Annotated in this window: 20 protein-coding genes; 2 read left to right on the top strand and 18 right to left on the bottom strand. The window is 44.6% G+C overall.

The features are described 5' to 3' along the window. Positions 1-98: 98 nt before the first annotated feature. From ppiD to tig, 6 genes are all read right to left on the bottom strand, one after another. Complete coding sequence (gene ppiD, locus ACQEXR_RS11265; protein ID WP_138970762.1) at positions 99-1,958, bottom strand: peptidylprolyl isomerase; 1,860 nt, start codon at positions 1,956-1,958, stop codon at positions 99-101. Between the two features lie 178 nt (positions 1,959-2,136). Beyond that, positions 2,137-2,415: an HU family DNA-binding protein gene (locus ACQEXR_RS11260; RefSeq protein ID WP_269376233.1), complete on the bottom strand. Its 279-nt coding sequence runs from the start codon at positions 2,413-2,415 to the stop codon at positions 2,137-2,139. A gap of 186 nt (positions 2,416-2,601) precedes the next feature. Next, positions 2,602-4,953, bottom strand: a complete 2,352-nt coding sequence (lon, locus tag ACQEXR_RS11255; protein WP_269376067.1) for an endopeptidase La — start codon at positions 4,951-4,953, stop codon at positions 2,602-2,604. Between the two features lie 129 nt (positions 4,954-5,082). Continuing rightward, positions 5,083-6,366 (bottom strand): ATP-dependent protease ATP-binding subunit ClpX, encoded by a 1,284-nt coding sequence (gene clpX, locus ACQEXR_RS11250; RefSeq protein ID WP_138970764.1) that lies wholly within the window; start codon positions 6,364-6,366, stop codon positions 5,083-5,085. Positions 6,367-6,431: 65 nt separating this feature from the next. Beyond that, positions 6,432-7,058, bottom strand: a complete 627-nt coding sequence (gene clpP, locus ACQEXR_RS11245; protein WP_138970765.1) for an ATP-dependent Clp endopeptidase proteolytic subunit ClpP — start codon at positions 7,056-7,058, stop codon at positions 6,432-6,434. A 105-nt stretch (positions 7,059-7,163) separates the two neighbouring features. Then, positions 7,164-8,465 carry a trigger factor gene (gene tig / locus ACQEXR_RS11240; RefSeq protein WP_426953161.1) on the bottom strand — a complete coding sequence of 434 codons (1,302 nt, stop codon included), beginning with the start codon at positions 8,463-8,465 and terminating at the stop codon, positions 7,164-7,166. Between the two features lie 502 nt (positions 8,466-8,967). Here tig and ACQEXR_RS11235 point away from each other — a divergent pair. Together ACQEXR_RS11235 and ACQEXR_RS11230 are read left to right on the top strand one after the other, a co-directional pair. Then, entirely contained in the window at positions 8,968-10,746 is a 1,779-nt protein-coding gene (locus ACQEXR_RS11235; protein ID WP_427020359.1) for a sensor histidine kinase, read from the top strand. 13 nt (positions 10,747-10,759) lie between these two features. Beyond that, positions 10,760-12,103, top strand: coding sequence for a sigma-54-dependent transcriptional regulator (locus tag ACQEXR_RS11230; protein WP_138970768.1), 1,344 nt, complete (start codon positions 10,760-10,762; stop codon positions 12,101-12,103). Between the two features lie 147 nt (positions 12,104-12,250). Here ACQEXR_RS11230 and ACQEXR_RS11225 read toward each other — a convergent pair whose 3' ends face one another. The 12 genes from ACQEXR_RS11225 to ACQEXR_RS11170 all read right to left on the bottom strand — a co-directional run bounded on the left by ACQEXR_RS11225 (position 12,251) and on the right by ACQEXR_RS11170 (position 26,389). After that, on the bottom strand, positions 12,251-13,612 hold the full coding sequence (locus ACQEXR_RS11225) for a TRAP transporter large permease (protein WP_331417513.1): 1,362 nt from the start codon (positions 13,610-13,612) through the stop codon (positions 12,251-12,253). A 3-nt stretch (positions 13,613-13,615) separates the two neighbouring features. Continuing rightward, entirely contained in the window at positions 13,616-14,287 is a 672-nt protein-coding gene (locus ACQEXR_RS11220) for a TRAP transporter small permease (protein WP_331417512.1), read from the bottom strand. Positions 14,288-14,387: 100 nt separating this feature from the next. Further along, on the bottom strand, positions 14,388-15,383 hold the full coding sequence (locus tag ACQEXR_RS11215) for a TRAP transporter substrate-binding protein (protein WP_331417511.1): 996 nt from the start codon (positions 15,381-15,383) through the stop codon (positions 14,388-14,390). A 412-nt stretch (positions 15,384-15,795) separates the two neighbouring features. Next, positions 15,796-16,911: an ABC transporter ATP-binding protein gene (locus ACQEXR_RS11210; RefSeq protein ID WP_427020358.1), complete on the bottom strand. Its 1,116-nt coding sequence runs from the start codon at positions 16,909-16,911 to the stop codon at positions 15,796-15,798. Positions 16,912-16,916: 5 nt separating this feature from the next. Then, on the bottom strand, positions 16,917-17,774 hold the full coding sequence (locus ACQEXR_RS11205; RefSeq protein WP_138970773.1) for a carbohydrate ABC transporter permease: 858 nt from the start codon (positions 17,772-17,774) through the stop codon (positions 16,917-16,919). Then, the gene (locus ACQEXR_RS11200; RefSeq protein ID WP_138970774.1) at positions 17,771-18,694 is read right to left on the bottom strand and encodes a carbohydrate ABC transporter permease; all 924 of its coding nucleotides are present in this window, start codon (positions 18,692-18,694) and stop codon (positions 17,771-17,773) included. Before ACQEXR_RS11200 ends, ACQEXR_RS11205 begins: the two co-directional genes overlap by 4 nt. Positions 18,695-18,811: 117 nt before the next feature. Further along, positions 18,812-20,059 carry an ABC transporter substrate-binding protein gene (locus ACQEXR_RS11195; RefSeq protein ID WP_138970775.1) on the bottom strand — a complete coding sequence of 416 codons (1,248 nt, stop codon included), beginning with the start codon at positions 20,057-20,059 and terminating at the stop codon, positions 18,812-18,814. A gap of 143 nt (positions 20,060-20,202) precedes the next feature. After that, a complete protein-coding gene (locus ACQEXR_RS11190; RefSeq protein ID WP_426953167.1) occupies positions 20,203-21,663 on the bottom strand; it encodes an ATP-binding protein in 1,461 nt (486 codons plus the stop codon). Then, positions 21,653-22,375 (bottom strand): response regulator, encoded by a 723-nt coding sequence (locus ACQEXR_RS11185; RefSeq protein ID WP_138970777.1) that lies wholly within the window; start codon positions 22,373-22,375, stop codon positions 21,653-21,655. The genes ACQEXR_RS11190 and ACQEXR_RS11185 overlap by 11 nt, the downstream gene beginning before the upstream one ends. A 204-nt stretch (positions 22,376-22,579) precedes the next feature. Next, the gene (locus ACQEXR_RS11180; RefSeq protein WP_427020357.1) at positions 22,580-24,046 is read right to left on the bottom strand and encodes a protein adenylyltransferase SelO; all 1,467 of its coding nucleotides are present in this window, start codon (positions 24,044-24,046) and stop codon (positions 22,580-22,582) included. 464 nt (positions 24,047-24,510) lie between these two features. Continuing rightward, positions 24,511-25,122, bottom strand: coding sequence for a DUF2913 family protein (locus ACQEXR_RS11175; RefSeq protein WP_269376081.1), 612 nt, complete (start codon positions 25,120-25,122; stop codon positions 24,511-24,513). Between the two features lie 856 nt (positions 25,123-25,978). Further along, positions 25,979-26,389 (bottom strand): hypothetical protein, encoded by a 411-nt coding sequence (locus tag ACQEXR_RS11170; RefSeq protein WP_331417534.1) that lies wholly within the window; start codon positions 26,387-26,389, stop codon positions 25,979-25,981. Between the last annotated feature and the right edge of the window lie 328 nt (positions 26,390-26,717).

The raw sequence follows: 26,717 nt of genomic DNA, 5'->3' as shown, positions 1-26,717 counted from the left end.
AACCACTCATCACCAAAAGAAAACCATGTAAACATTAAAACAAAACGGACTGCTGATGCAGTCCGTTAATATAGATATATCAATTACATTTAAGCTGATTATTGCGTCACAATGTAATATTCGATATCGATAGTCTTGCGCAGGATACTGATCAAGCCAGAAAGGTCTTGCTGAGCATTCACTTGTGTCAGTTGTGCACCAATCTGCTGGTTGTATTGCGGGTCAAACTTTGATGCGACATTAACAAGCTCAACCACGACCACATCACCATTGAGGTCTTTCGCCTGAGCAAACTCTTTTTCGCCATCGACAGGTTTCGCCATTGAGAAAACAACGTCTGCAAATGGTGAACTTCGGTCTAGTGTTTCCATCTCACCGAATGACAAACCACTCTCAGCCAATAGCTCTTGCTTACCTTGCTTAAGTTCAGCAACTAGGTTTTGAGCGAGTTCGATAGCGGCTTGCTCGCCTTTCACATTGGCAAGTGACTTAGTAACGTCAGCACGAACTTGCTCCAACGGTAGAACCGTTTCATTGCGGCTATCTTCAACACGGACAACAACAACATGCTCAGGGGCAACTTCAATCACTTCTGAGTTGAGACCATCTTCTTTCACTTCAGGACTTACAATCGCTTGTAATACCGCAGGGGCATTCAAAAGCTCAGGAGCGTCTACTTGAGAGATAAAGTCTGTTGTCTCGATCTTAGCGCTGATTGCTTTCGCAGCTTCATCTAGTGAATCCGGATACTCAAACGCCACTTTCTCTAGTTCACTTTGAAGCGCATAGTATTGATCAACGGCTTGCTGGTCTCGTAGCTCTTGTTTAACTTCCTCTGCAACTTCTTGGTACGATTTCGCAACTGAATCTTTGAGCTCATCAAGTTTAATGATGTGGTAGCCAAAGTCTGATTTAACAAGACCTGTCATATCACCCACATTTTTAAGCGCAAACGCAGCTTCTTCGAATGAAGGATCCATCACATCACGTTCGATCCAACCCAAAGAACCGCCTTCAGATGCACTACCGAAGTCATCAGATTTCTCTTCAGCCAGTGCAGCAAAATCCGCACCTGCATTAAGCTCATCTAGGATGGCTTGCGCTTTAGCTTCATCATCACCCTCAATTAGGATATGACTTACACGACGCTGCTCTTCTGAAGAGTATTTATCGATGTGCTCTTGATAGTATTTTTCAGCTTGCTCGTCAGAAATCTCAATGTTTTCTTTTAGCTTTTGAGCTGATAATTCTACGTAAGCTACTTTAACTTGCTCTGGGCGCGTATAACGCTCAGGGTTTAGTTGGTAATATTCGTTGATCTCTTCTTCTGATAACTCTGCTTTAGCCGCAAAGTCTGCCAGAGAAAGGGTAACCTTTTTGATATCACGAGTTTGAGTCAGTAACTTGCTTTGAGCTTCTACTTCACCCGGCAATGAGAAATCACTACCTTGAATTGCGGTCATCAGTTGATTACGCACTAGGTCACGGCGTAAATATTCTGCAAAGCTATCTGCTGAGAAGCCAGCTCGACGTAGCGCAGCCTGGTAAATTTCTTGATCAAATTTGCCATCAACTTGGAACTGAGGCATTTCTAGAATCATGGTACGAACTTGAGTGTCGCTTACGCGCAGCCCTAGCGACTCTGCGTGTTGCTCTAGCAGCAAGTCATTGACCATACGATCAAGAACTGATTTACGGAAAGACTCTACATAGCTTGGGTCAGCCAATAGATTTGAGAAGTAATCACCAAGCTGAGCTTGCATACGATTACGTTCGTTTTGGTAAGCCTGTTCGAACTCACCACGACCAATTTCAACATTGCCTACTTTCGCCGCAGAGTTATTTGAGCCACCTACAATGTAACTACCAACACCTGCAAATACGAACGATAGGATGATAAGCCCTAGGATAATTTTAACCGCGATGCTGTTAACGCCTTCGCGTAATCGGTCCATCATACTTAAACTACTCTCCGCTTATGTGCCGTACATAAGCCCACTTTAAATCCGTGAGTTCGGCACATTTCATAAATAAAAAATTGAATAGCGCGATAATACCAGAAAAAGAAATGCGCATCAGTATGATGCGCATAATTTAAAAAGGTTCTAAAAAATCACCTCAAGTGGCGATTTTTTATTAGTTGCAAGAATCTTTAAGAGCTTTACCAGCTTTGAATGCAGGAACTTTAGCTTCTGCAATTTGAATCTCTTCACCAGTCTTAGGGTTACGGCCTGTACGTGCTGCACGAGTACGAACACTGAAAGTACCAAAGCCAACTAGAGCAACTTGATCACCAGATTGAAGAGTTTCACCAACTGCTTCGATGAATGCATCTAGAGCACGACCTGCAGACGCTTTAGATAGATCTGCATTTTCTGCGATTTTTTCTACTAATTGTGTTTTATTCACTGTGATTCCCCTTTGCGCTGCCTGTTTATATTTTTATGGCAGCTATACGTTCCATTTCATTTCAAATTTGCGACAAACCCTTATTTTTCAAGGCTCGCAGCTATCGTCGATAACGTTAGCGTCCAAAAAAAACGCTGACAAGCATTTTTGTGCTTATCAGCGTAATCTTTTACTTATTTTTGCTGCACATCACTATTTTGCGGCAGCAAACTCCACGCCTGAAGGCTCTTTTTCTAACGCAACTTTCAATACTTCATCAATCCACTGTACCGGAATGACCTTAAGATCGGCGATAACATTGTCAGGAATTTCCTCCAAATCACGCTCATTATCTTTAGGAATCAGCACTGTTTTGATGCCGCCACGGTGCGCTGCTAGGAGCTTCTCTTTAAGACCACCGATTGGTAAAACTTCACCACGAAGGGTAATTTCACCTGTCATCGCGACTTCTGCTTTTACAGGGTTACCCGTCAAGCTCGACACTAGCGCTGTACACATCGCAATACCCGCACTAGGGCCATCTTTCGGCGTTGCACCCTCTGGTACGTGAACGTGAATATCACGCTTCTCATAGAAGTCAGAGTTAATACCCAAAGCTTCTGCGCGAGAACGCACCACTGTCATTGCAGCCTGAATGGATTCCTGCATGACATCACCAAGAGAACCCGTCTGAGTTAGCTTGCCTTTGCCTGGCATTGATTGCGTTTCGATCGTCAGCAGGTCACCACCGACTTCAGTCCACGCCAAGCCAGTCACTTGACCGATGCGGTTGCTATCGTCTGCTTTGCCGTAGTCATGACGTTGAACCCCTAAGTATTCTTTGAGGTTGTCCATGTTGACGGTGACCGTTTTAAGCTCACTGTTGAGCAAGATGTTTTTCACTGCTTTACGACAGATTTTTGAGATCTCACGCTCTAGGCTACGAACGCCCGCTTCACGGGTGTAGTAACGAATAATGCCAATGATTGCTGAGTCTTCAATGGTAATCTCGTTGGCTTTTAGGCCGTTACGCTTGATCTGCTTGTCAACCAAGTGGCGTTTAGCAATGTTGAGTTTTTCATCTTCTGTGTAACCCGACAGACGGATCACTTCCATACGATCCAATAGAGGACCTGGAATATTCATCGAGTTAGACGTTGCAACGAACATCACATCAGACAGGTCGTAATCGACTTCGAGGTAATGGTCATTGAATGCGTTATTTTGCTCAGGGTCCAATACTTCCAATAGCGCCGATGATGGGTCACCACGCATGTCTGAAGACATCTTGTCGATTTCATCGAGAAGGAACAATGGGTTCTTCACACCAACTTTCGACATTTTTTGAATTAGCTTACCAGGCATTGAACCGATGTAAGTACGGCGATGACCACGGATTTCCGCTTCATCACGTACGCCGCCAAGTGCCATTCGTGTATATTGTCGACCAGTCGCTGCTGCGATTGAGCGGCCTAGGGAAGTTTTACCCACACCAGGAGGCCCCACTAGACACAAGATAGGACCCTTGAGTTTGTTGATACGGTTTTGCACCGCTAAGTACTCAAGAATGCGCTCTTTAACGCGCTCTAATCCATAGTGGTCTTCGTTAAGGATCTCTTCTGCTTTAGCAAGGTTCTTCTTCACCTTAGTTCGTTTGTTCCAAGGCACCCCTAGCATCCAGTCGATATAACCACGAACAACCGTGGCTTCTGCCGACATCGGAGACATCATCTTGAGCTTTTGTAGCTCTTGTTCTGTCTTCTCGCGCGCTTCTTGAGGCATCTTAGAATCGATGATTTTCTGTTTCAGAGTTTCAAACTCATCAACACCATCTTCACTTTCACCAAGCTCTTTCTGAATAGCTTTCATTTGCTCATTCAGGTAGTACTCGCGCTGAGATTTTTCCATCTGCTTCTTGACGCGGGTACGAATGCGTTTTTCAACTTGTAACAGATCGATTTCTGATTCCATCTGCCCCATCAGGAACTCTAAACGTTCTGTAACGTCAAGTAACTCAAGAACAACTTGCTTGTCTGCCAATTTCAGAGGCATATGGGCTGCAATGGTATCCGCAAGACGTGCGGCTTCATCGATACCATTCAGAGATGTCAGCACTTCTGGTGGAATCTTCTTGTTGAGCTTAATGAAGCCTTCAAACTGGTTAATTGCACTGCGGACAATGACTTCCTGCTCACGCTCATCTAACTCAGCCGTCGTGAGATACTCAGCATCAGCATAGAAAAATTCGTTTTCAATAAAGTGGTTAATGCGCGCGCGCTGCTGGCCTTCAACGAGTACTTTAACAGTACCATCTGGCAGCTTTAGTAGTTGAAGGATGGTCGCAACGGTACCAACATCAAACATATCGCCTTGAGTCGGTTCATCGGTATCCGCTTCTTTCTGCGCTACCAATAATACTTGTTTGTTGTTGTCCATTGCTGCTTCTAAGCAAGCAATAGATTTTTCACGACCAACAAACAATGGAATTACCATATGCGGGTAAACGACTACATCTCTTAGAGGTAGTACGGGGATCTCGATACGTTCGGAACGTTCCAAGTTCATATTCTTCTCTCTTCCGCTTAGTCCTATGAGCAGTATATGGGGGCTAATTGGTTGGATTCAATGAAAGAATAAAAAAAAGGGAGCAATTGATTACCCCCTTTCTATCTACTTCAATTTCTGTGAATCAGATTATGATTCTGCACCAGCAGCTTGATTATCTGAGTTGCTGTAAATAAGCAGTGGTTCAGACTCACCCTTAATTACCGACTCATCAATCACAACCTTACTAACATCTTTCATCGATGGTAGTTCGTACATGGTCTCAAGTAGCACGCTTTCTAGAATCGAACGCAGACCACGAGCACCCGTCTTACGCTCCATTGCTTTCTTAGCAATCGCACGCAGTGCATCTTCACGGAACTCAAGTTCTGAGTTTTCAAGCTCGAATAGTGCTGCATACTGTTTTGTCAGCGCATTCTTCGGCTCACACAGAATTTGAATCAGTGCTTCTTCATCCAGTTCTGTCAACGTTGTTGTTACTGGTAAACGACCAATAAACTCAGGGATCAAACCATATTTCACTAAGTCTTCCGGTTCTACCTGAGTAAACAGCTCGCCGACAGTCTTAGTTTCGTCTTTAGAACGGACTTCCGCTCCAAAACCGATACCCGTACCTGTCGCTACACGTTGTTCAATCACTTTATCTAGGCCAGCAAAAGCGCCACCACAAATAAATAGAATCTTAGATGTATCTACTTGTAGGAACTCTTGTTGAGGGTGCTTACGACCACCTTGAGGTGGAACCGATGCAACCGTACCTTCAATAAGCTTCAATAGCGCCTGCTGAACACCCTCACCCGATACATCTCGTGTAATAGATGGGTTTTCAGCTTTACGAGAAATCTTATCGATTTCATCGATGTACACGATACCACGCTCAGCTTTCGCTACGTCGTAATCACATTTTTGCAGAAGTTTCTGGATGATGTTTTCTACATCTTCACCAACGTAACCCGCTTCAGTCAGCGTCGTTGCATCGGCCATAGTGAACGGTACATCTAGGAAACGAGCCAATGTTTCAGCCAGTAGCGTTTTACCACTACCCGTTGGACCGATAAGCAAAATATTACTCTTACCTAGTTCAACACCTTCGCTCGTTGTATCTCCGTTACGTAAACGCTTATAGTGGTTATAAACGGCTACTGCTAACACTTTCTTAGCGTAATCTTGTCCAATCACATAGTCGTCAAGGTGTTCACGAATGTCTCTTGGCACTGGTAGCGCCTCAGACTGCTTCTTAGGGAGAACATCCTTAATTTCTTCACGAATGATGTCGTTACATAAGTCGACACATTCATCACAAATATAGACTGATGGACCAGCGATTAGCTTGCGAACTTCGTGCTGGCTTTTACCGCAGAAAGAGCAGTAAAGAAGCTTACTACTACCGCTCTCTTTGCTTTTATCTGTCATTCGCTAACCTCTTAGCCTTTACTCATATGACTTGAGTGTATATCAATATATACCAATGTTGCTAGTTATTCACCGCGATGAGTCAGAACCGCGTCAACTAAGCCATACTCTACTGCTTGTTCAGCCGCCATGAAGTTATCACGATCAGTATCGCGCTCAATCACTTCTAGAGGCTGACCTGTATGCTCTGCAAGAAGTCTGTTTAACTTCTCTTTGATCGTTAGAATCTCTTGAGCATGAATTTGGATATCCGAAGCTTGGCCTTGGAAACCACCTAGCGGTTGGTGAATCATTACACGCGAGTTAGGCAATACATAACGTTTACCTGGCGCACCACCAGCAAGTAGGAATGCACCCATTGAACACGCTTGTCCCATACATACTGTGCTCACGTTTGGTTTAATAAACTGCATAGTGTCGTAGATTGACATACCCGCAGTTACGCTGCCACCCGGAGAGTTTATATAAAGGAAGATATCTTTGTCAGGATTTTCTGATTCGAGGAAAAGTAGCTGTGCCACGACAAGATTTGCCATGTGATCTTCTACTTGACCAGTTAAAAAAATAACACGTTCTTTTAGCAAACGAGAGTAGATATCGTAAGAACGTTCACCACGGGAAGTTTGTTCAACCACCATCGGTACTAGCGCGTCTAGAATTGGCGACATTGCATTTTTTTCTTGGTAGCTCATATTCTTATGTCCCTAAAATAAATGGCCCGGATGATAATTATCATACGGACCATTGTTAGCAGAATAGTTAACGCTAAGTCAACCTTCTAAGCAATATATTGCTTATTACGCAGGCTGTTGGTTCATTAGCTCGTTAAAGCTAACCGTTTTTTCAGTAACCTGTGCTTTAGCGATGATAGCGTCGATCGCTTGTTCTTCTAGAGCAACGTTACGCATGTTGTTCATCATTTGCTCGTTTTGCTCGTAGTAAGCAACAACTTCAGCTGGATCTTCGTAAGCAGTCGCCATCTCTTCGATAAGCGCTTTCACTTTCTCGTCGTCCGCTTTTAGCTCTTCAGACTTGATGACTTCACCTAGTAGAAGACCTACCACTACGCGACGCTTAGCTTGCTCTTCGAACAGCTCACGTGGAAGTTGAGCAGCCGCTTCTGGGTTGCCACCGAAACGCTGTGCAGCTTGCTGACGTAGAGCACCAATTTCTTGGTCGATTAGAGCTGCTGGTACGTCGATTTCGTTCTCTTTCACTAGACCGTCGATAGCTTGCTCTTTGATGCGGTTCTTAACAGCTTGCTTAAGCTCACGCTCCATGTTCTTACGCACTTCAGCTTTAAGAGCGTCAACGCCACCTTCAGCAACGCCGAACTTAGCAACGAACTCGTCGTTTAGCTCTGGAAGCTCACGAGCTTCAACTTTGTTTACTTTGATTGCAAACTTAGCCGCTTTACCTTTTAGGTTTTCTGCGTGGTAATCTTCTGGGAAAGTCACGTCGATGTCGAATTCCATACCAGCAGTCTTACCTGCGATACCGTCTTCAAAACCAGGGATCATGCGACCAGCACCCATTTCTAGTGGGAAGTTTTCAGCTTTACCGCCTTCGAACTCTTCACCGTCGATAGAGCCTACGAAATCGATTGTTGCACGTTTGCCGTCTTCAGCCGCTTCTTCAACTACAACCCAAGTTGCTTGTTGTTTGCGTAGAGTGTCGATCATCTCTTCAACATCTGCGTCTTGAACTTCTGTTGCTGGTTTTTCAACAGTGATGTTCTCTAGACCTTTAAGCTCAACTTCTGGGTAAACTTCAAAAGTCGCGTTAAATACTAGATCTTCGCCTTCTTTAACTTCAACTGGAGCGAAAGTAGGTGCGCCTGCTGGGTTGATCTTCTCTTTAACGATCGCTTCGATGAAGTGACGTTGCATTACTTCACCCATTACGTCTTGACGTACTGCTTTGCCGTACATCTTCGCAACCATTTTTAGAGGCACTTTGCCTTTACGGAAACCATCGAAACGACGGTTTTTTGCGATGTTGCGTAGTTCCGCTGTTACAGCATCTTCGATGTTTGCAGCAGGAACAGTAATGTTTAGACGGCGCTCTAGGCCCTCTAGCGTTTCAACAGTAACTTGCATTATTCATTAACCTCAAAACTGGCTCAGAAAACTGAGCTTATGTGCCCTATCCTCTTTCGGACAGAACCCATCCTTGTTTGTACTCTATGAGTACTCTTTTATAAACCGAGTATCGACAATCGAACAAGCCAATTGTCGGACTAATGAGTGATATCTTTTCGAAGGATATTCGGTAAAGGTATCTCTGATTAGCCTCAAGATAAAATTCAGACGCAGCATTCTACCGAGCAGATCGTTAGCTGTCGAGCCGAACCCTACGATCGCTGCGGGATTACCCTAAAAACTCACTTAACTGCTAAAAAAAACACCAATAAAGCAGTCTTTGTTTCCAGAAATGGGGACATTAATGCCTTTTTCAATGGAAACTAACGTTTTTTTTTGATTAAAGATTAAAAGTCGATCTAAGTCCGGTTTTATCACTCAATTTATCATGATGAGTAAACACATTTGTAACAAAAACATTTACGCTATGGCGGAGTGATGTAGTTTGGCAAGGATTAAGATGTTGACGTATCGACGGGGTAAGTTCTCTCTGCTTGTTCTGTACGTAATTGCGATCATAGGTGGCTCTAGTTGGATTTGGAATTCAAGCGAAAACCACCTTATCGTAACGCATAAGGAACAGCTCGAACGCTTTGCTGAGTTCATCTCCAGCAAATTGGACAAATACGCACACCTGCCACAATTGATTGCTAAAGATAGTGAGCTAGTTTCTGCACTTCAGTCGCCTGATAACTCCGCCCAAATCGATCTGACCAACCGTTATTTGCAGCACATCAACCAAACCATCCAGTCGACTGACGCCTATCTGCTCGACGAGTTTGGCAATACTATCGCATCGAGTAACTGGGACCTAGAACGATCCTTTATCGGTCGAAACTATGCTTGGCGTCCCTATTTCTCCGACGCGATGCTCGGTAAGCCTAGCCAATACTTTGCGCTCGGTTCTAGCTCAAAACAGCGTGGTTATTACTTTTCACACCCAGTCACTTATGCGGCCGAGATCATCGGCGTGATCGTCATTAAAATGGATTTAACTGCGATTGAAGCTAACTGGCAAGACAAGAACAATATCTTTGTTGCTACAGACGCCAATAACGTAATTTTTATGTCAAGCAACGATGACTGGCTGTTTAAGAGTCTAACCACGCTCTCAGAATCAGCTCGTCAGTCCATCCTTAACAGTCGCCAATATCTGGATACACCGATTCGCTCATTTGGTCTGGTGGGCGATCTAACTCAGGAACATTCCGAACTGAGGAACCCAAACCTACCCGGATTTGAGAACGACTATCTCGTTTCATCTCGTTCATTGGATAAACACAGCTTAACTCTGCGTGTCCTCACCTCTAAAGTGACCCTGTTGTGGTCAGTGCTGAGTTACTCGCTCGTAATCAGTTTAATGTTCGTCATTGCGTACCTCTCGTTTGCACTGGTACACCAGCGTCAACTCAAAAAGCGTCAATTCGAACAGTTACAGTCGGAAGCGAAGCAGAAGCTTGAGTTTCTTGTTATGGAACGAACCTCTGAACTTCAAGCTGAAATCAGTGAAAGAAGCAAAACAGAGCAAGTGCTACGCCAAACACAAAATGAGCTAATTCAGGCAGCTAAATTAGCGGTATTGGGGCAAATGTCAGCCAGTATCAGTCACGAGCTCAATAATCCCCTCGCAGCAATACGCAGCTTTGCTGACAATGGTCGACGGTTTTTGGAGAGAGAAAGTTACGTTCGAGTCGATGATAACCTCTCACGCATTTCCGCTCTGACGGAGCGCATGGCAAAAATCAGTAACCAGCTGCGCACTTTCGCCCGTAAAAGTGACAGTAATGATGTGAGCAAACTGGACGTGAAGCCGCTGATTTGGTCGGCGAAAGAGTTACTCTCTCCCCAGTGTAAGGCCAAACAGGTTGAGCTAATTCTTGAACTTGACGAAATATTGCCCGCTGTTGAAGTCAACCCAATACAATTTGAGCAAGTACTAATCAACCTTGTTACCAATGCAATGCAAGCGGTCGAGGAACAAGAGAAACGCAGAATTAAGATCTCGACCTCGGTGTCCAATCACCAACTGCACATTTTTGTCGATGATAATGGACCCGGTATCGCTTATAGTGAGCAACATCAACTGTTTGAGCCTTTCTATACCACTAAGAAGAATGGACTTGGATTGGGGCTATCAATTTCACAACAGATCACCCAAGCGATGGGAGGGGAACTCGACGTCGCGGACTCGCCTCTGGGAGGCGCCCGATTTGTAATCACTCTCCCTGTCGATGCCTAATCAAGGAATTAAGATGTACGATGTTATCTTCATTGATGATGAAAGCGATATTCGCCTAGCGATCGAACAGAGTTTCGAGCTGGAGGATATCAGTGCCCGTTTTTTTGCGAACGCTGAAGATGCTCTATTGGCGATAAAAAGTGACGGTCTACCGAAAGTCGTCATCACCGATATCTGCTTACCGGGTTTGTCTGGCGAAAATATTTTATCCAGCATACTGCACCAAGACGAAAACATTCCGGTCATTCTGATAACGGGACATGGCGATATCTCGATGGCAGTTAATGCCCTACGCAATGGCGCGTATGACTTTATTGAGAAGCCCTTCCCAATTGATCGTTTGATCGATACCACCAGACGTGCGTTGGAAAAACGCGAACTCACTTTAGAAAACCAAGAATTAAAACGCAGCCTTAAAGCGAGTCAAGCGCTGGGGCCACGTATCATCGGTGACACCCCTTCCATTCAACTCCTCCGTGATACCATCGTCCATATTGCAGACACCAATGCGGACATCTTGCTGTTTGGCGAGACAGGCACAGGTAAAGAGCTGTTTGCCCGTTCTATTCATGAGCAAAGCTCTCGACGCGATAATAACTTCGTAGCGATCAACTGTGGTGCCGTACCAGAAAACTTGATTGAAAGTGAACTGTACGGCCACGAGAAAGGCGCTTTTACTGGTGCAGACTCAAAACGAGTGGGTAAATTCGAACATGCCCAAGGCGGTACACTTTTTCTCGATGAAATTGAATCGATGCCTCTTCAAGCACAGATTCGTTTGTTGCGAGTTTTGCAAGAGAGGGTCATTGAACGTGTGGGCTCCAACGAACTGGTTCCTATTGATATTCGCGTCATTGCCGCGACTAAGGTCGATTTAAAACAGGCGGCGGCTGAGGGCTCATTTCGCGAAGATCTCTACTATCGACTGAATGTGGTCACTCTAGAGCTTCCTCCGCTCAGGCAGCGCAAGGAAGATATTCCGACGCTATTTCATCACTTTTTGCTGGTTGCCGCTTCACGCTATGGTAAATCCGCACCAGCTATCGAAACTCAGCAGATTCATCAACTGATGACGCACGATTGGCCGGGAAACGTTCGCGAACTGAGAAATGCCGCCGAACGTTTTGTACTATTGGGAAGATTAACTCAATTTGATTCAGAGTCTGCGTTCGCAAGCCGAGAGATGAGTCTCGCCGAACAAATTGCGGAATTTGAAAAGAGTGTTATTGAACAAGCACTTAACCAGTGTCATGGCAGTATTAAGCAAACCATGGATAGGTTACAACTCGCGCGTAAAACTCTATATGACAAGATGCAAAAATACGGTTTGGATAAAAGTAACTATAAAGGTGAATAAGCGGTTCATTTTATATTCAGATTGAAAGCGTTAAGTTAGATTCATCAAAAGGAACTGATACAAATGAGCTAAGAATTTAGTTCATCCACCGTCCTAACAACAAAGCCCCGGATAACGAGTTATTCGGGGCTTTCTTTTTTAGTTCCGTTATTTGGTGATGATTTCAGGGCCCATCAAGGTGGTTGGTAACCACGTTGACACCCAAGGAACATAAGTCACGATAATCAGGAATAAGAACATCACCCCCACCCAAGGCAAGGCGGCTTTCACCACTTGCATCATCGACATCTTAGCGACCCCTGCGGTAACAAACAGGTTGAGACCAACGGGCGGCGTGATCATCCCTATCTCCATGTTCACAACCATCATGATACCTAGGTGAATCGGGTCAATGCCTAGTGCAATAGCTATTGGGAACACCAGAGGTGCAACGATGATAAGTAGACCCGATGGTTCCATAAACTGACCGCCAATCAACAGCAGTAGGTTGACCACAATCAGGAAGGTAATCGGACCAAGACCAGCAGATAACATCGACTCCGTAATCATTTGAGGAATACGTTCTTCTGTTAACACATGCTTAAGGATCAAAGCATTGGCAATGATAAACAGTAGCATAATGGTCAGTTTACCGGCTTCATAAAGCGTATGTTTGGTGTCTTTATGCACAAATGCTTGAACGACTTTCACCAATATAGGCTTGGTATTTTCCTTGTCAGCAAACGGGCCCATATCCTTGTAGATAAAGTTCGCGATTAAGAACGAGTAAACCGCAGCCACGGCAGCCGCTTCCGTTGGCGTAAATACCCCACCGTAAATACCGCCTAGGATAATAACGACCAGTAATAAACCCCAACTCGCATCTTTTGCTGAATCAAACATCTCCTTCCAACCGACAAATGGCTGTTTTGGAAGGTTCTTAACACGCGCAGCGATGTAGATGGCAATCATCAGCATCACCCCAGCCAGAAGACCTGGGATCACGCCACCTAGGAACATACGACCAACCGATACATCCGTCGCCGCTGCGTAAACCACCATCACGATAGAAGGCGGGATCAAAATACCCAGCGTACCTGCATTACAGATAACCCCAGCCGCGAACTCTTTTGAGTAGCCGTTTTTAATCATACCCGCGATAACAATACTACCGATGGCAACAACTGTCGCAGGCGATGAACCAGACAGGGCTGCAAACATCATACACGCAACAACCGATGCCATGGCGAGACCACCACGGAACCAACCGACCATGGCAATAGCGAAACGGATAATACGTTTAGCAACCCCACCCGTAGACATAAAACTAGAGGCAAGAATGAAGAATGGAATCGCGAGTAGCGTATAGTGACCAGCAAAGGCATTAAATAAGGTCTGAGCAACGGAAGCCAGTGACGCATCAGAGTGCATCATCAGGAAAATAATGCTCGATAAACCAAGGGAAATAGCGATTGGCACACCCACAAGCATAAAGCCAATCACCATGATGAATAAGAATAGAATTTCCATGGCTTAGCCCTCCTTGCTCTGGTTATTATTACTTTTAGGTTCCATTGCTTCTCCAGCGTCTTTGAGTTCCTCTTTCAGAGCTTCGAGCTCTTCTTCAGCCTCATGACCTGCGATCAAGCGGTCCAACTTACCAGTAATAATTTGCAACGTAACTTGAACAAAGCGGAAAGTGAGTAACGCCATACCTATAGGCAGTGCCATGTACGGAATGAATCGAGGTAATTTTTCGTAACGCTCACCTTCATTCAACCAGTCAGCCAAAAACTGCAACATTTCCGGCATCGGAATATCGTCGGTTTCATACCATGCACGTTCAGTTGCGAACGGGTACCAGTAGTTCCAAGAGCCAATAAGCAGCAAGATTGAAAAAGCCAAACAGGATGCCGCAGCGATCAGCGCATAAACTTTACGCAGATGGTCTGGCGCTAGGTTAATAACAACATCAACACCAATGTGAAAATGTTTTTTCACGCCGTATGATGCCCCGACGAGTACCATCCAAGCGAACATGAACACGGTTAGCTCAAGAGCCCACAAAATGTTGTCATTAAATACGTAGCGAAATACTACATTGGCAAAGGTGAGCATGGTCATTGCACCCAAGAAGAACGCGATCAGAGTTTCCTCAATTGCGTCTGTCACCCTGCCAATTCTGGCAAAAATAGACTGTTCCATAAGTTACTTCACTTTCTCAAAAGAAAAGAAAGGCCCTCTTCCCGATATATCCCGAGAAGAAAGAGATACTAAGAGGGCCAAAGGTTAGGGGAAATTGTTATTATTTATTTGATGCGATAGCCGCTTCGATCAGGTCAGAGCCGATATCTTTCTCGAACTTCTTCCATACTGGCTGAAGCGCAGTTACCCACTGTTGGCGCTCTTCGGCAGTCAAGGTACGAACCACACCACCCGCTTCGATGATGTTATTTTTGTTCGCTAGGTCGACACGCGAAGATTCAGCATTACGCTCAGTCGTCACTTCTTCAATGATTGTCGCAAGCTGCTGACGTTGGTCTTCTGGTAGACCTTTCCAGAAATCGTTTGACGTAACGACTAGGTAATCAAGAATACCGTGGTTTGTTTCAGTGATACCGTCTTGAACTTCGAAGAATTTTTTACCGTAGATGTTAGACCAAGTGTTTTCTTGACCATCAATAACTTTAGTTTGTAGACCACCGTAAACTTCTTTGAATGACATTTTCTGCGGGTTACCGCCTAATTGCTCAAACTGAGCAACAAGAACATCGGATGCTTGCACGCGGAATTTCAGACCTTTTGCATCTTCAGGAGTGATAAGTGGCTTGTTCGCAGACATCTGTTTCATGCCGTTGTGCCAGAACGCTAGACCTTGAAGACCGCGACGTTTCATCGCATTTTTCAGCTTCTCACCCGCTTCTGAGTTTTGGAAACGGTCAACCGCTTCTACATCTTCAAATAGGAATGGTAGGTCGAAAATACGGTACTTCTTGGTGAACTTTTCAAACTTTGATAGAGAAGGGGCTGCAAGTTGCACGTCACCGTTAAGAAGAGCTTCTAGAACTTTGTCATCATCATACAGAGTTGAGTTCGGGAATACCTGAAGACACACTTTACCGTTCATCTCTTCATTAACACGTTTTTCAAGTAATGAAGCCGCGATACCTTTCGGGTGCTTATCTGTATTCGTTACGTGACTGAATTTAATCACTGTTTCACCTGGATCACAGTTAGCCGCAGCGTTGAAACTGGTCACAGCAAGAATCGATGCAGATAGTAGGGTCAATGGCTTGAACATTATTATTCTCCTTGTTAAATGAACAACCCCATCACTGGGTGTTGATATTTCTATAAGGGCAATAACTAAGCCAACTTTCAATTAATCATAAAAACATCTATAAATCATAAGTTTAATAAAAACACCCCCGACTGCCACTTGTTTTTAAATCACACTTCTTTATAAAAATGGGTGGATTTCCACCCATCATATTTATCACAACGGGTGAATTTACACATATTTAACAAAGACTCATTATAAAAAACAAATGGCAGCCCAAGGGCTGCCATTTTTGTTACTAGAGATTCGACGGGCAATAAGGAGACGAAATCGCCCATCTCCCCTCAAATGTGCACGAAGCTTCTTCATGCTATAGCTCTAAGCATAGTCGACTATGTGCATTTTTCTAACAACATTGTTAACAAATTAATCATTAATGAAAGTCGATGCGTTTCTCTGTTGTTGCATCAAAGAACACCGCTTTAGAGAGGTCAAAGTGCAAAGGTGCCACTTGACCTGCGACCACATCAAACTCAGGAGAAAGACGACACGCGACTTCTTGCTCGTTGACTTTGATCATCGCAATTGTATCTGGACCCGTTGGCTCCAAAACTTCCAGCATCAGATCAAGCTTGGTGCTTGCTTGTGAATCCGCATTCTCGCTATCTGTAATGTGTTCTGGACGAAGCCCAATAACGATCTCTCGTCCATCTTGCTCACGCATTGATGCCGGTAAACTAATGTGATGTTCTTGACCGTTGCTGCCCTTCACTTTGATCACAGGGTTATCCTGCGCATCCAGATCGACCATAGTTTTGATGAAGTTCATCGACGGTGACCCCATAAAACCGGCGACAAACATATTGGTTGGCTTGTTGTAAATCTCTTGCGGAGTGCCTAGCTGCTGAAGTTCACCATCCTTCATAACTGCAATACGGTCGGCGAGAGTCATCGCTTCAATCTGGTCGTGGGTCACGTACACGATGGTCGTTTTAAGCTGTTGATGAAGGCGCTTAATCTGATGGCGCATCTCTACGCGAAGTTTCGCATCAAGATTCGATAACGGTTCATCAAACAGATATAGCTTAGGGCGGCGGGCCAGTGCGCGTCCCATTGCGACACGTTGACGCTGACCACCCGAAAGCTGTGAAGGTTTACGGTCTAACAGATGATCAATTTGCAGCATGGTTGCAACTCGCTCAACTTCTGCATCTATCTCAGCCTTAGGCATCTTGCGGATCTTCAGACCAAACTCGATATTGCCGCGAACCGTCATATTTGGGTAAAGCGCATAGGATTGGAATACCATCGCAATATCACGGTCTTTCGGTTCAACCTCTGAGACATCATTACCGTCGATAACAATCTCACCAGAACTGATATTTTCCAATCCAGCAATGGTGTTCATCAAGGTCGATTTACCGCAACCCGAAGGCCCCACCAATATCAGGAACTCGCCTGAATCAATGTTAATGTCGATACCCTTTAAGGTTTCTTGCTCCGCTTTCGGGTAGGTTTTACGGATCTGTTTAAGTTCGAGTGTTGCCATGATAATTATCCTTTTACCGACCCAGCCGTTAGGCCGCGAACAAAGTATTTTCCTGCTAATACATAAACTAAGAGTGTTGGCAGCGCCGCGATAATCGCCGCAGCCATATCAACGTTGTACTCTTTGACACCAGTACTGGTGTTAACCAAGTTATTGAGTGCAACAGTTATTGGTTGAGTTTCTGAGCCTGAATAAACCACCCCGAACAGGAAGTCATTCCAAATCGCTGTGAACTGCCAAATCACCGTCACCATGATGATAGGCGTTGAGATTGGTAACAGAATCTTGAAGAAAATAGTGAAGAAGCCTGCACCATCTAGCTTCGCCGCTTTAACCAGTTCATCAGGAACGCTGATATAGAAGTTGCGGAAGAACAGTGTAGTAAACGCCATACCGTAGATAACGTGAACAATCACTAGCCCAGCCGTGGTATTCGCCAAACCTAACTTGCCAAGTACTGCTGCCATTGGCAAAAGGATGACCTGGAACGGAATGAAACAGCCGAACAGCAATAGGCTGAAAAACAGATTAGAACCACGGAATTGCCATTTGGTCACAACGTAACCATTAAACGCGCCTAATAGAGTTGAGATAGCCACGGCCGGAATAACCATCTGGAAAGAGTTCCAGAAGTAACCTTTAACACCTTCACACTTAACACCAGTACAAGCACTGTCCCATGCTTTAAACCAAGCATCGAACACCCACTCAGTTGGTAAACTCATTAAGTTACCCGCTTTGATATCTGGCAAGGTTTTAAATGAGGTAATGAACATTACGAACAGTGGCATCAGGTAAACCAGACAGAAGAACACCAGTGTCGAATAGATAAATAGTCGAGAAAAATTGACACTACGCATCATGATTTTTTCTCCCTAAGTTCAGAGTAAAGATAAGGTACTAAGATGGCTAAGATACCTGCTAGCATCATCATCGCACTCGCCGCACCCAGGCCTATCTGACCACGAGTAAATGAGTGAGCATACATAAATAGCGCAGGCAGATCGGAAGAGTAACCAGGTCCACCGGCTGTCATAGCGGTCACCAAGTCAAAGCTCTTGATCGCAATATGAGAGGTAATAATCACCGCGCTGAAAAACACCGGGCGCAAACACGGCATAATGATTTGCCAGTAGATAGTCGGTAAACTTGCGCCATCAATTTGCGCCGCTTTTATGATCGAAGAGTCGATACCTCGCAAGCCGGCTAAAAACATCGCCATGACAAAGCCAGAGGACTGCCAAACCGCGGCGATAACCAAGGTATAAACAGACATATCCGAGTTAACCAACCAATCAAATTTGAACTCGGTAAAGCCCCAGTCCTGCATTAATTTTTCGATACCCAATCCCGGGTTAAGAATCCACTTCCACGCCGTACCGGTCACGATGAATGACAACGCCATTGGATAGAGATAAATGGTACGGATCGCCCCTTCCTGACGGATGTTCTGGTCGAGGAAGATAGCCAAAGCCACTCCCAAACCAATTGCCACCAGCATAAACAGCAGGCCGAAGATACCTAGGTTAGTGATTGATGTGATCCAACGGTCGTTCTCCATTAGCTTTTCATACTGGGCAAAACCCACGAAGTTAAAGCTAGGCAGAAAGCGCGAGTTGGTCATTGAAAGTGCCGCCGTCCAGAAAATGTAACCATAGATACAAACCACAGTCACAAGCACTGTCGGGGCAAGAACGATTTTCGGCAGCCAATGTTGAAGTCGGTCGCCTAGGTTAACCTTGGCTTTTGACTTCTTATCAGACCGAGTAACAACATGCTCCATAACGAGTCCTTACGTCATAAGACCCTAATCAAATTCCTGATCGGGTAATAGAGAAAGGGCAGACAGGCTCCCCACAAGCCTGCCTGCCCTTTGGGGGTGTACTTAAACGAGCGAAGTTTAAATGGCTGCTTTAACGGCCTTAGCCAGTTTTTGAGCCGCTTGCTTAGGATCCGCTTTGTCATCATTGAAGAAGTTAGTCACTACGTCGTAGATGGCACCTTGTGCATAGCTCGTTGTTGATAGACCGTGCGCCATACTTGGTACTAGGTCACCAGACTGAGCACTCGCCTTAAATGTCGCCATAGAGTCCAGTGCACACTGGTCAAACTTAGACATATCCATATCTAGGCGCACAGGAATTGAACCTTTGTTTAGGTTAAACACCTCTTGGAACTCTTTAGTTAGGATTGTACGAGCTAGATCTTGCTGAGCTTTCTGATTGTCTTTGTTGCTAAGCTCGAAGAAAGCGAAGCTGTCGATGTTGAACGTGAACTGTCCATCCGTACCTGGAGCAGGTGCACAGATGTAATCTTTGCCTGGAACTTTACCAGCAGCGGTAAACTCACCTTTCGCCCAGTCACCCATGATTTGCATCGCCGCTTCACCGTTAATCACCATTGAGGTTGCAACGTTCCAGTCACGTCCTGGTGAGTTTGCATCGATGTAGTCACGCACCTTCTTGAACTTAGTGAACACTTCCACCATCTTGTCACCAGAAAGCACATCCATGTCTAGGTCTACAAACGCTTTGTTGTAGTCTTCACTACCGAGTACATCCAGTGCGACTGCTTCGAATACAGTGGCATCTTGCCAAGGCTGACCACCATGAGCGAGTGGTACAAAACCAGCGGCTTTAATTTTTTCAGCCGCAGCAAAGAACTCATCCAATGTGGTTGGCAACTCTACGCCCGATTTCTTAAGCACTTCAGGGTTAGCCCAAATCCAGTTAACGCGGTGAACGTTGACCGGCACTGCGACGTACTCACCGTTGTATTTCATCACTTTGGTGACTACTGAAGGTAGGATTTCATCCCATTTTTCTTGTTTTGCTGTGCTCTCAAGAGAAGTCAGGAAGCCAAGACCGCCCCACTCCTGAATGTCATGACCTTTGATTTGTGCTGCTGATGGTGGATTACCTGATACAGCACGAGTTTTCAAAACCGTCATAGCAGATTCACCGCCACCACCAGCTACTGCGAAATCTTTCCAAGTGTGGTTTTGCTCTTCTAGCATCTCTTTAAGAACAGCAGCAGATTTTGCTTCACCGCCCGCAGTCCACCAGTGAAGAACTTCAACTTCACCAGCAGTTGCAACATTAGCAGCAGACAATAGAGAGAGGGTAAGTAGGGTTTTATTAAGTTTCATTATTATCTTCCATGTATTGGATTAGACATTCAGGCCAACAGCTCAATGACCCCAAGCGTTCTTGCTTGTACTAAACAGAGTCTATCCAAATTGAAATTTAAGATTGAAACAAACGGTAAACGCCGTGTAACAACTATGTTACATTACACCTCTAGGTTCGATGGAATATAGATTTGGGCGCGTAACCCTTTTCTGGGTAAGTTATCAATAATGAGATCTCCGCCATGTCCGTGAAGAATATTCCGGCAGATACCTAAGCCTAAGCCATGCCCATTTTCATCATTTGCCAATCTAAAATAGGGTTCAAAAACGGCTTCGAGCTTATCTTCAGGAATACCTGGACCATGATCCTCAATGACAATACTGACCCACTCCTGATTGGTGAGCACTTCAATCTCAGCACGATGACCATATTTTACTGCGTTATCGACTAAATTACTGATCACTCGCTTGATCGCTAATGGTTTCGCAACAATTGGCTCAATTGGGTAGGGATCAAACTCAACCGTTTGCTGGTGTTGGTTCAATGGTTCAATCACACTCAGTATCATCTCATTGAGATCAATGTAGGCATTGTTTTCATGTAGGTCGGTGTCACGGACACACTGCAACGCCCCTTTAACCATCATTTCTAGTTCATCAAGGTCACGATTAAACTTGTCGCGTTTGGTGTCGTTTTCAAGCAACTCGGCCCTGAGCCTTAAACGTGTGATGGGTGTTTTCAGGTCGTGGGAAATCGCCGAGAAAAGATGCTCCCTATCCGCTACATAACGGCGTATCCGCTGCTGCATACGATTAAATGCACGCGTCGCGGTGATCAATTCGCTCGCCCCCTCTTCCTTTATAGGCGCTTGATCGATGTCCATGCTCATCTCATTCGCGGCCTTAGCTAATCGCTTGAGTGGCTTGACCTGACGCCGTACCAACAAGTAAGTAAGGAACAATAAGATCGTGGTAGAGAAGAGCAGAAACATCATTTGTTCACGACCGATCAAGGTATCGTCGAGAGTGACATAAGGTGCGGGTAATAGAGCCGCAATATAGACCCACTCATGGGTTTTTAGCTCAATTTGTACCACAAGAATCGGTGGTTCAATGGGATTGAGCGTCAGCGTATGGTGAGCCCACGACTTAGGTAAGTCATGCAGATAAATATCATTTTTGAGCAGTCTCAAGTTATCTGGATGAGAAAAGTCGACTTGAATCGACTCGACCTTAGGTAGCTTTTTGGCTAACACACTTTCAATTGCTTGCAATGAAGCCAATTTCAGCGGGGTATCCTCTATCGGGTCGACGATTAACTGCTCTTTATTGAATGAGACGAAAAAACGAGTCCCGCCCATATTTCGGATCTGATCCAATACAATATGGCGATACTTGACCGGCAAAGATTGAAAGAAGGTCACTGTCGAAGAGAACATATTTGCCATGCTTTCAGAAGCAGAGCGGATACCTTCCAGCTCCTTCTGTTTCGACTCGGCGTACCAAATAGTCGTTGCCACACCTTGAGCGAGCACAACCGCCAACAACGTTAACCCCAGAGTTCGGCTGACTAGCGAATTGGGCTTGAAACGGCGTAACCAATTTTGCAATTTATTGCTCATAACTCACAGGCACCGCGAGAATATAGCCATTACCACGCATCGTTTTGATGTAATGCGGGAATCTTGCACTGTCACCTAACCTTTGGCGCAATCGGCTAAGCTGGACATCGATACCGCGTTCAAAGGGTAACGCTTCTCGACCGCGAGTCGCGAAAGAGATGGTGTCGCGGTCAAGTACTTCATTTGGACGTTTAAGAAATAGCATCAGCAATGCAAAGTCACTGCCTGACAAGTCATGAGACTCATGGCGCTCGACATGAGTAATTCTGTGTGCCAAGGGATCCAGTTTCCAATCACCAAATACGATGGTTTTAGCGATAACACTGGCAGGCAGCTCTTCTACTACGTTAACTCGGCGCAACACGGCTTTTATCCGTGCGGTGAGGTGACGTGGATTGAACGGTTTTGCGATATAGTCATCTGCACCAATCTCAAGGCCGATGATCTGATCGGTATCATCGGAGACCGCAGTGAGCATAATGATGGGGACAGAAGAGTGACGGCGCACTTGCTGACACAAAGTAAAGCCATCATCTCCCGGCAGCATCACATCAAGCAGGATAAGTTCAGGATAACCCTGTTGTTCAAGATACGACTTCATCTGTTCGCCGTCATTGACCGCATCAACCTGATAACCTTGCTTCGTCAGGTATTCTTCCAATAACTCACAAATCTCTTGATCATCATCGACAACAAGAATTTTAGCTGACATACCCTTACCTACTACTGAGCGACTTTAGTACTGAGGAGTGTAAACAGTTCTTATTCGGTAATTTGTAAGATATTACTTAGAATTTGAACCCCTTGCGGACTCACATCACATCTTATTAACAAAAAACGAATTATCGAACCTTCTAACCAAACCCATCAACCGCACCCTACTCAAAGAGAAACTCATCGCTTGGAGCCCACGTCATTAAGATGAACAGCTAATCTCCATCTTTTTGCCCCAATCAGGTGGTAGGTTGGCATACTGACTCATCTCAGCCTGCTCATCAAAAGGGTTTCTCAACAAGGTGGCAAGGCGCTCTACTTCGCTGAAATCGCCCTCTTCTGCTCGATCTATTGCAATTTGAGCGAGGTAGTTACGCAAGATGTACTTCGGGTTTACCCGACGCATGGCTTGGCAACGTTCGGCGGCGGAAACCACCTCTCCACGGCCATTATGTTCATGCTCACAGCGTTCTAGGTATTGTGCCAACCACTGATTTATCGCCTGCTGGTCGACAAAAAGATCCAGTACCGCTTGAATCCCTTTGATATCGATCGATGACAATTCGCGTAAAAAACGCGTGTAATCAATACCCTGTTGATGCAACAACTCAAACATTGCACCAAACAGTTGCGTATCACTTTGCTGCTGACTATTGATACCCAATTTACTTCGCATCAGACGGCTAAACTCCTGACCTAACAATGGCTCAAACTGCGATAGTGCTTGTTCTAGATCCTCTCTCAATATGAGAGGAGACAAGCTGTGAGCTAAGGCTGATAGATTCCAAAGCGCAATGCGTGGTTGTTGATTAAATGCATAGCGCCCTTGGTAGTCAGAGTGATTGCAAATATAACTTGGGTCGTAATCGTCAAGAAAACCAAATGGACCGTAATCAAATGTATCGCCAATGATCGACATATTGTCCGTATTCATTACCCCGTGCGCAAAACCATACGCCTGCCATTGCGCTATCATTTTTGCAGTGCGTTGGACGATTTGATCAAACATCGAGAGATAAGGTTTCTCATTGTCCCGTGCTGAGGGGAAGTGCCACTCAACAACTCTGTCAGCTAATAACTGAAGCTCTTCAAGTTGATTGGTATAGAAGAAATGCTCGAAATGACCAAAACGAATATGACTGCGTGCCATTCTAATTAATAGAGCACCTTGCTCACACTTCTCTCTATAGACAGGGGTATCACTCACCAACATCCCTAAAGCTCGCGTCGTTGGGATACCAAGTCCTGCCATCGCTTCACTGCATAGATACTCACGAATTGTAGAGCGCAATACTGCCCTGCCATCCCCCATCCGTGAATAAGGCGTTAAACCGGCACCTTTAATATGCAAGTCAAAGACTTCGTTATGATGATTAGTCAACTCACCGAGCAATAGACCACGGCCATCGCCTAACTCAGGGTTATAAACACCAAATTGGTGTCCTGCATACTTCATGGCAACAGGCGGCGAGTTTTCTATGATGTATTCGCCAGTCAGAAACTGTTTCAGATCTCCGTCAGGAGCCTGTAGGGGTAAATTAAATTGCTCAGCAAACTGTCCGTTCCAAATAATCCAACGCGTATTATCAAGAGGTTGCGGTGCGACAGGCGTATAAAAAGCATCTGGCAAGGAGGCAAAACGATGAGAAAGTGACGACAGCGAAAACATATACAAACCATTAACAGTATGAATCACTGCGAAACTAACATAGCAAATGAGTGAGATCCAGAGCCGCCTTGAGTCTCCGTACACTTAAGTGAGTAATTACTTCCTCGTCAAGGCTTGCTCGAAAACTAAATAATACTGAATACCAATAAAATACCGAACAATGAAAACAGACAAGTGCGGCTGATAACGCCAAAATTGGAAGGTTGAATCATTTCTTGATGCTGCATAAACCACGCTCTCTTTTTTGTTACATAGTCATTACAATATGATGAATTTTCAATATTTTCACAATGCACACTAAGATTAAATTTTTATGACAAGCGTCTACACTTTTTATTCCCCTTTTCTAACTATGGATAATTAGAACAATAGGGGGTAAATCACTTAAAAGTTTACTATGTTCATATACAATAAGTAGAACATTATTATAACGTGTTTAGTCAGGAGGCCATGTGCCACTTTTTTTATTTTTGTAAGCTCAAAGAGATACGTACAAAGTCACCATCTTCAAATTCGACTTTATGCTCAAATAAGGATGACGAATAAATAGTACGCATAAAGGTATGCTTTTCGCCGTGAGTCCCACGAAACAACATAGAAATATCCGCAACCAAGCGATTACGATTGTTGAAATGAGCGTTGAGATCCGTAGAAAGCACACACAGCAAACAGCCTTTCGGGTTATGTTTTAGATCCACCTCTTGAGGACTTGAAACCAATACTGTGGTGTTCAACTCCCTCTCTAAGGTGTTAACCAACAGCAAAAAACTGTCGAGATGAGGCAACTCGTCCCCTTCTACCGGCGGGAGTAAATTCCCAAGCATCCCTTCCATATCTAAGCGCTGTGAGCGAGCATGGCTGACTAACGAGCGTACTTTCTTCTTGAAGGGTTTGTATTTCTTGCTATTTGCAGCTTTGTTAAGCCAAGCAGAAAGAATATCGTTCACATCGGAACGTGGCTTTCTCGCCAAAGACACTGCGGTATGATTAGTGCGCAAATGAAGTAAAGCGTGAAGAGCAAGTTCTGCTAATAGCGGCTCAAATTCAGGTTTAATTTTAGTATGGATACTGCGCATGGTTCACTAAAGGTAGGTACTCGGTTCGAACTTGGCCAAGACGGAAACGTCAGAGGAGCGACATGCTACCGAAAAGCACAGCTTATGTACAGAGAGCATATTAAATCGGTTGAAATAGCGCAGTATATAGGTTGCGTATGTGACGATCCACCAGCACCACAGAAACGACAAAGCCCCGATAACTCATCGAGTTATCGGGGCTTCTGAATAAATGGCACGCCCTGTAGGATTCGAACCTACGACCACATCCTTAGAAGTGATGTGGTTTTATGATTTCAAACGATAACACAAGATTAACCAACAAAATAAAATCAATCACTTACAGTAAACCTAGATAGTAATCATACTACTTACGATTACATACAACTACACTAAATCACTTCCTTACTTGACTAACTTTACTGTTAGTCAAGTAGCGCTAGTTCGTGAGTTGAGGTGATAAAATGTTAACTGTAAAAGAGATAAAGGGATTACAGCCGAAGAAAAGTCCATATTACGTGTGGGACACTTGCTTTGATTAGCCGCTTCATTGGTGCGCACCCATAACAACGAACAGCAAAGTTGCTTACACCTCGGCTGAGCCTGAAGATAACTAGAAAACAACTGTTTAACCATTTTTTTGAATAGCGCCAGCTGGGGTTAACCGATAAATGTCTAATGGCCCAACCAATAATGGTTGGCAGCGGAGAGACCGCAATAAGAGACCTTCTATATGTGTTTGTCGTAAGCAATGCTTAATGACCAAAATGACAAAGCGAAGTAGATAACTTTGTTGTTCGAAGAGCATTGGCTGCTCACGCAGCCAACAGGATGTTATTGCCTATTGACAGGCAGAAGGCTCATATGTGTTATGTAGCTAGGGTTCACCGCCACCAAAATCAAGAAAGTTTACTCCACCGGAACTATCTAAAGTCGTGTTCGTAACTTTACACTTAGGTGCTGAATTTACCTCTGCATATAACAGGTAGCTTTCAAAAGAAGGAACTTCCGACACGTTAAATAAGATCTCTCCGACAGACTTTTGAAACTCTAACAAGTCACCTAAGTCTTCGTGTAACTCGATAGCCAAATCTTTGCTGTAAGGCAGCAACATGCCATAAGAAACTGACTTATAGAACTGGTCATCGCTGCGCTTAATCTCACTCAATGCCCAACTAATTTCCTGGAACGAATAGACGAGCCTTTCCCCAAATTTAGCACACAGTTTAGGAGCTACATCTATAGCTACTGACTGAACATAAGACTTTTTATTCAAAAAGTTAAGCACACCAAATCTCCTTGCTACATAACGCTTATTAGTCGACAAACTGTCGTCTTTTTCTTCTATATAATGCACTCTTAATCATATTGGTTCAATTAACAATCAATAAGTTAAAGTAAGACAAGGGATACTAATACCAATCTAAGTAAAAATATGGTCTAATTGAGGCTGTCATTTCTACACGAGAATACCATGAATAGCCTCGACAACATCGACTTTAAAAAACTCGCTAGTCAGCAGAAGTCTATACAAATGAAGTAACTATTCACCCGCTAGCTATTGACGTCAGTTTGGGCTAAAAACGCTGGCGTCTGATAATCTACTTTGAGCATAT

This window comes from Vibrio sp. TRT 2004 (assembly GCF_050113735.1).
Lineage (GTDB): Bacteria > Pseudomonadota > Gammaproteobacteria > Enterobacterales > Vibrionaceae > Vibrio.
This window is presented reverse-complemented; position numbering and strand designations above follow the sequence as displayed.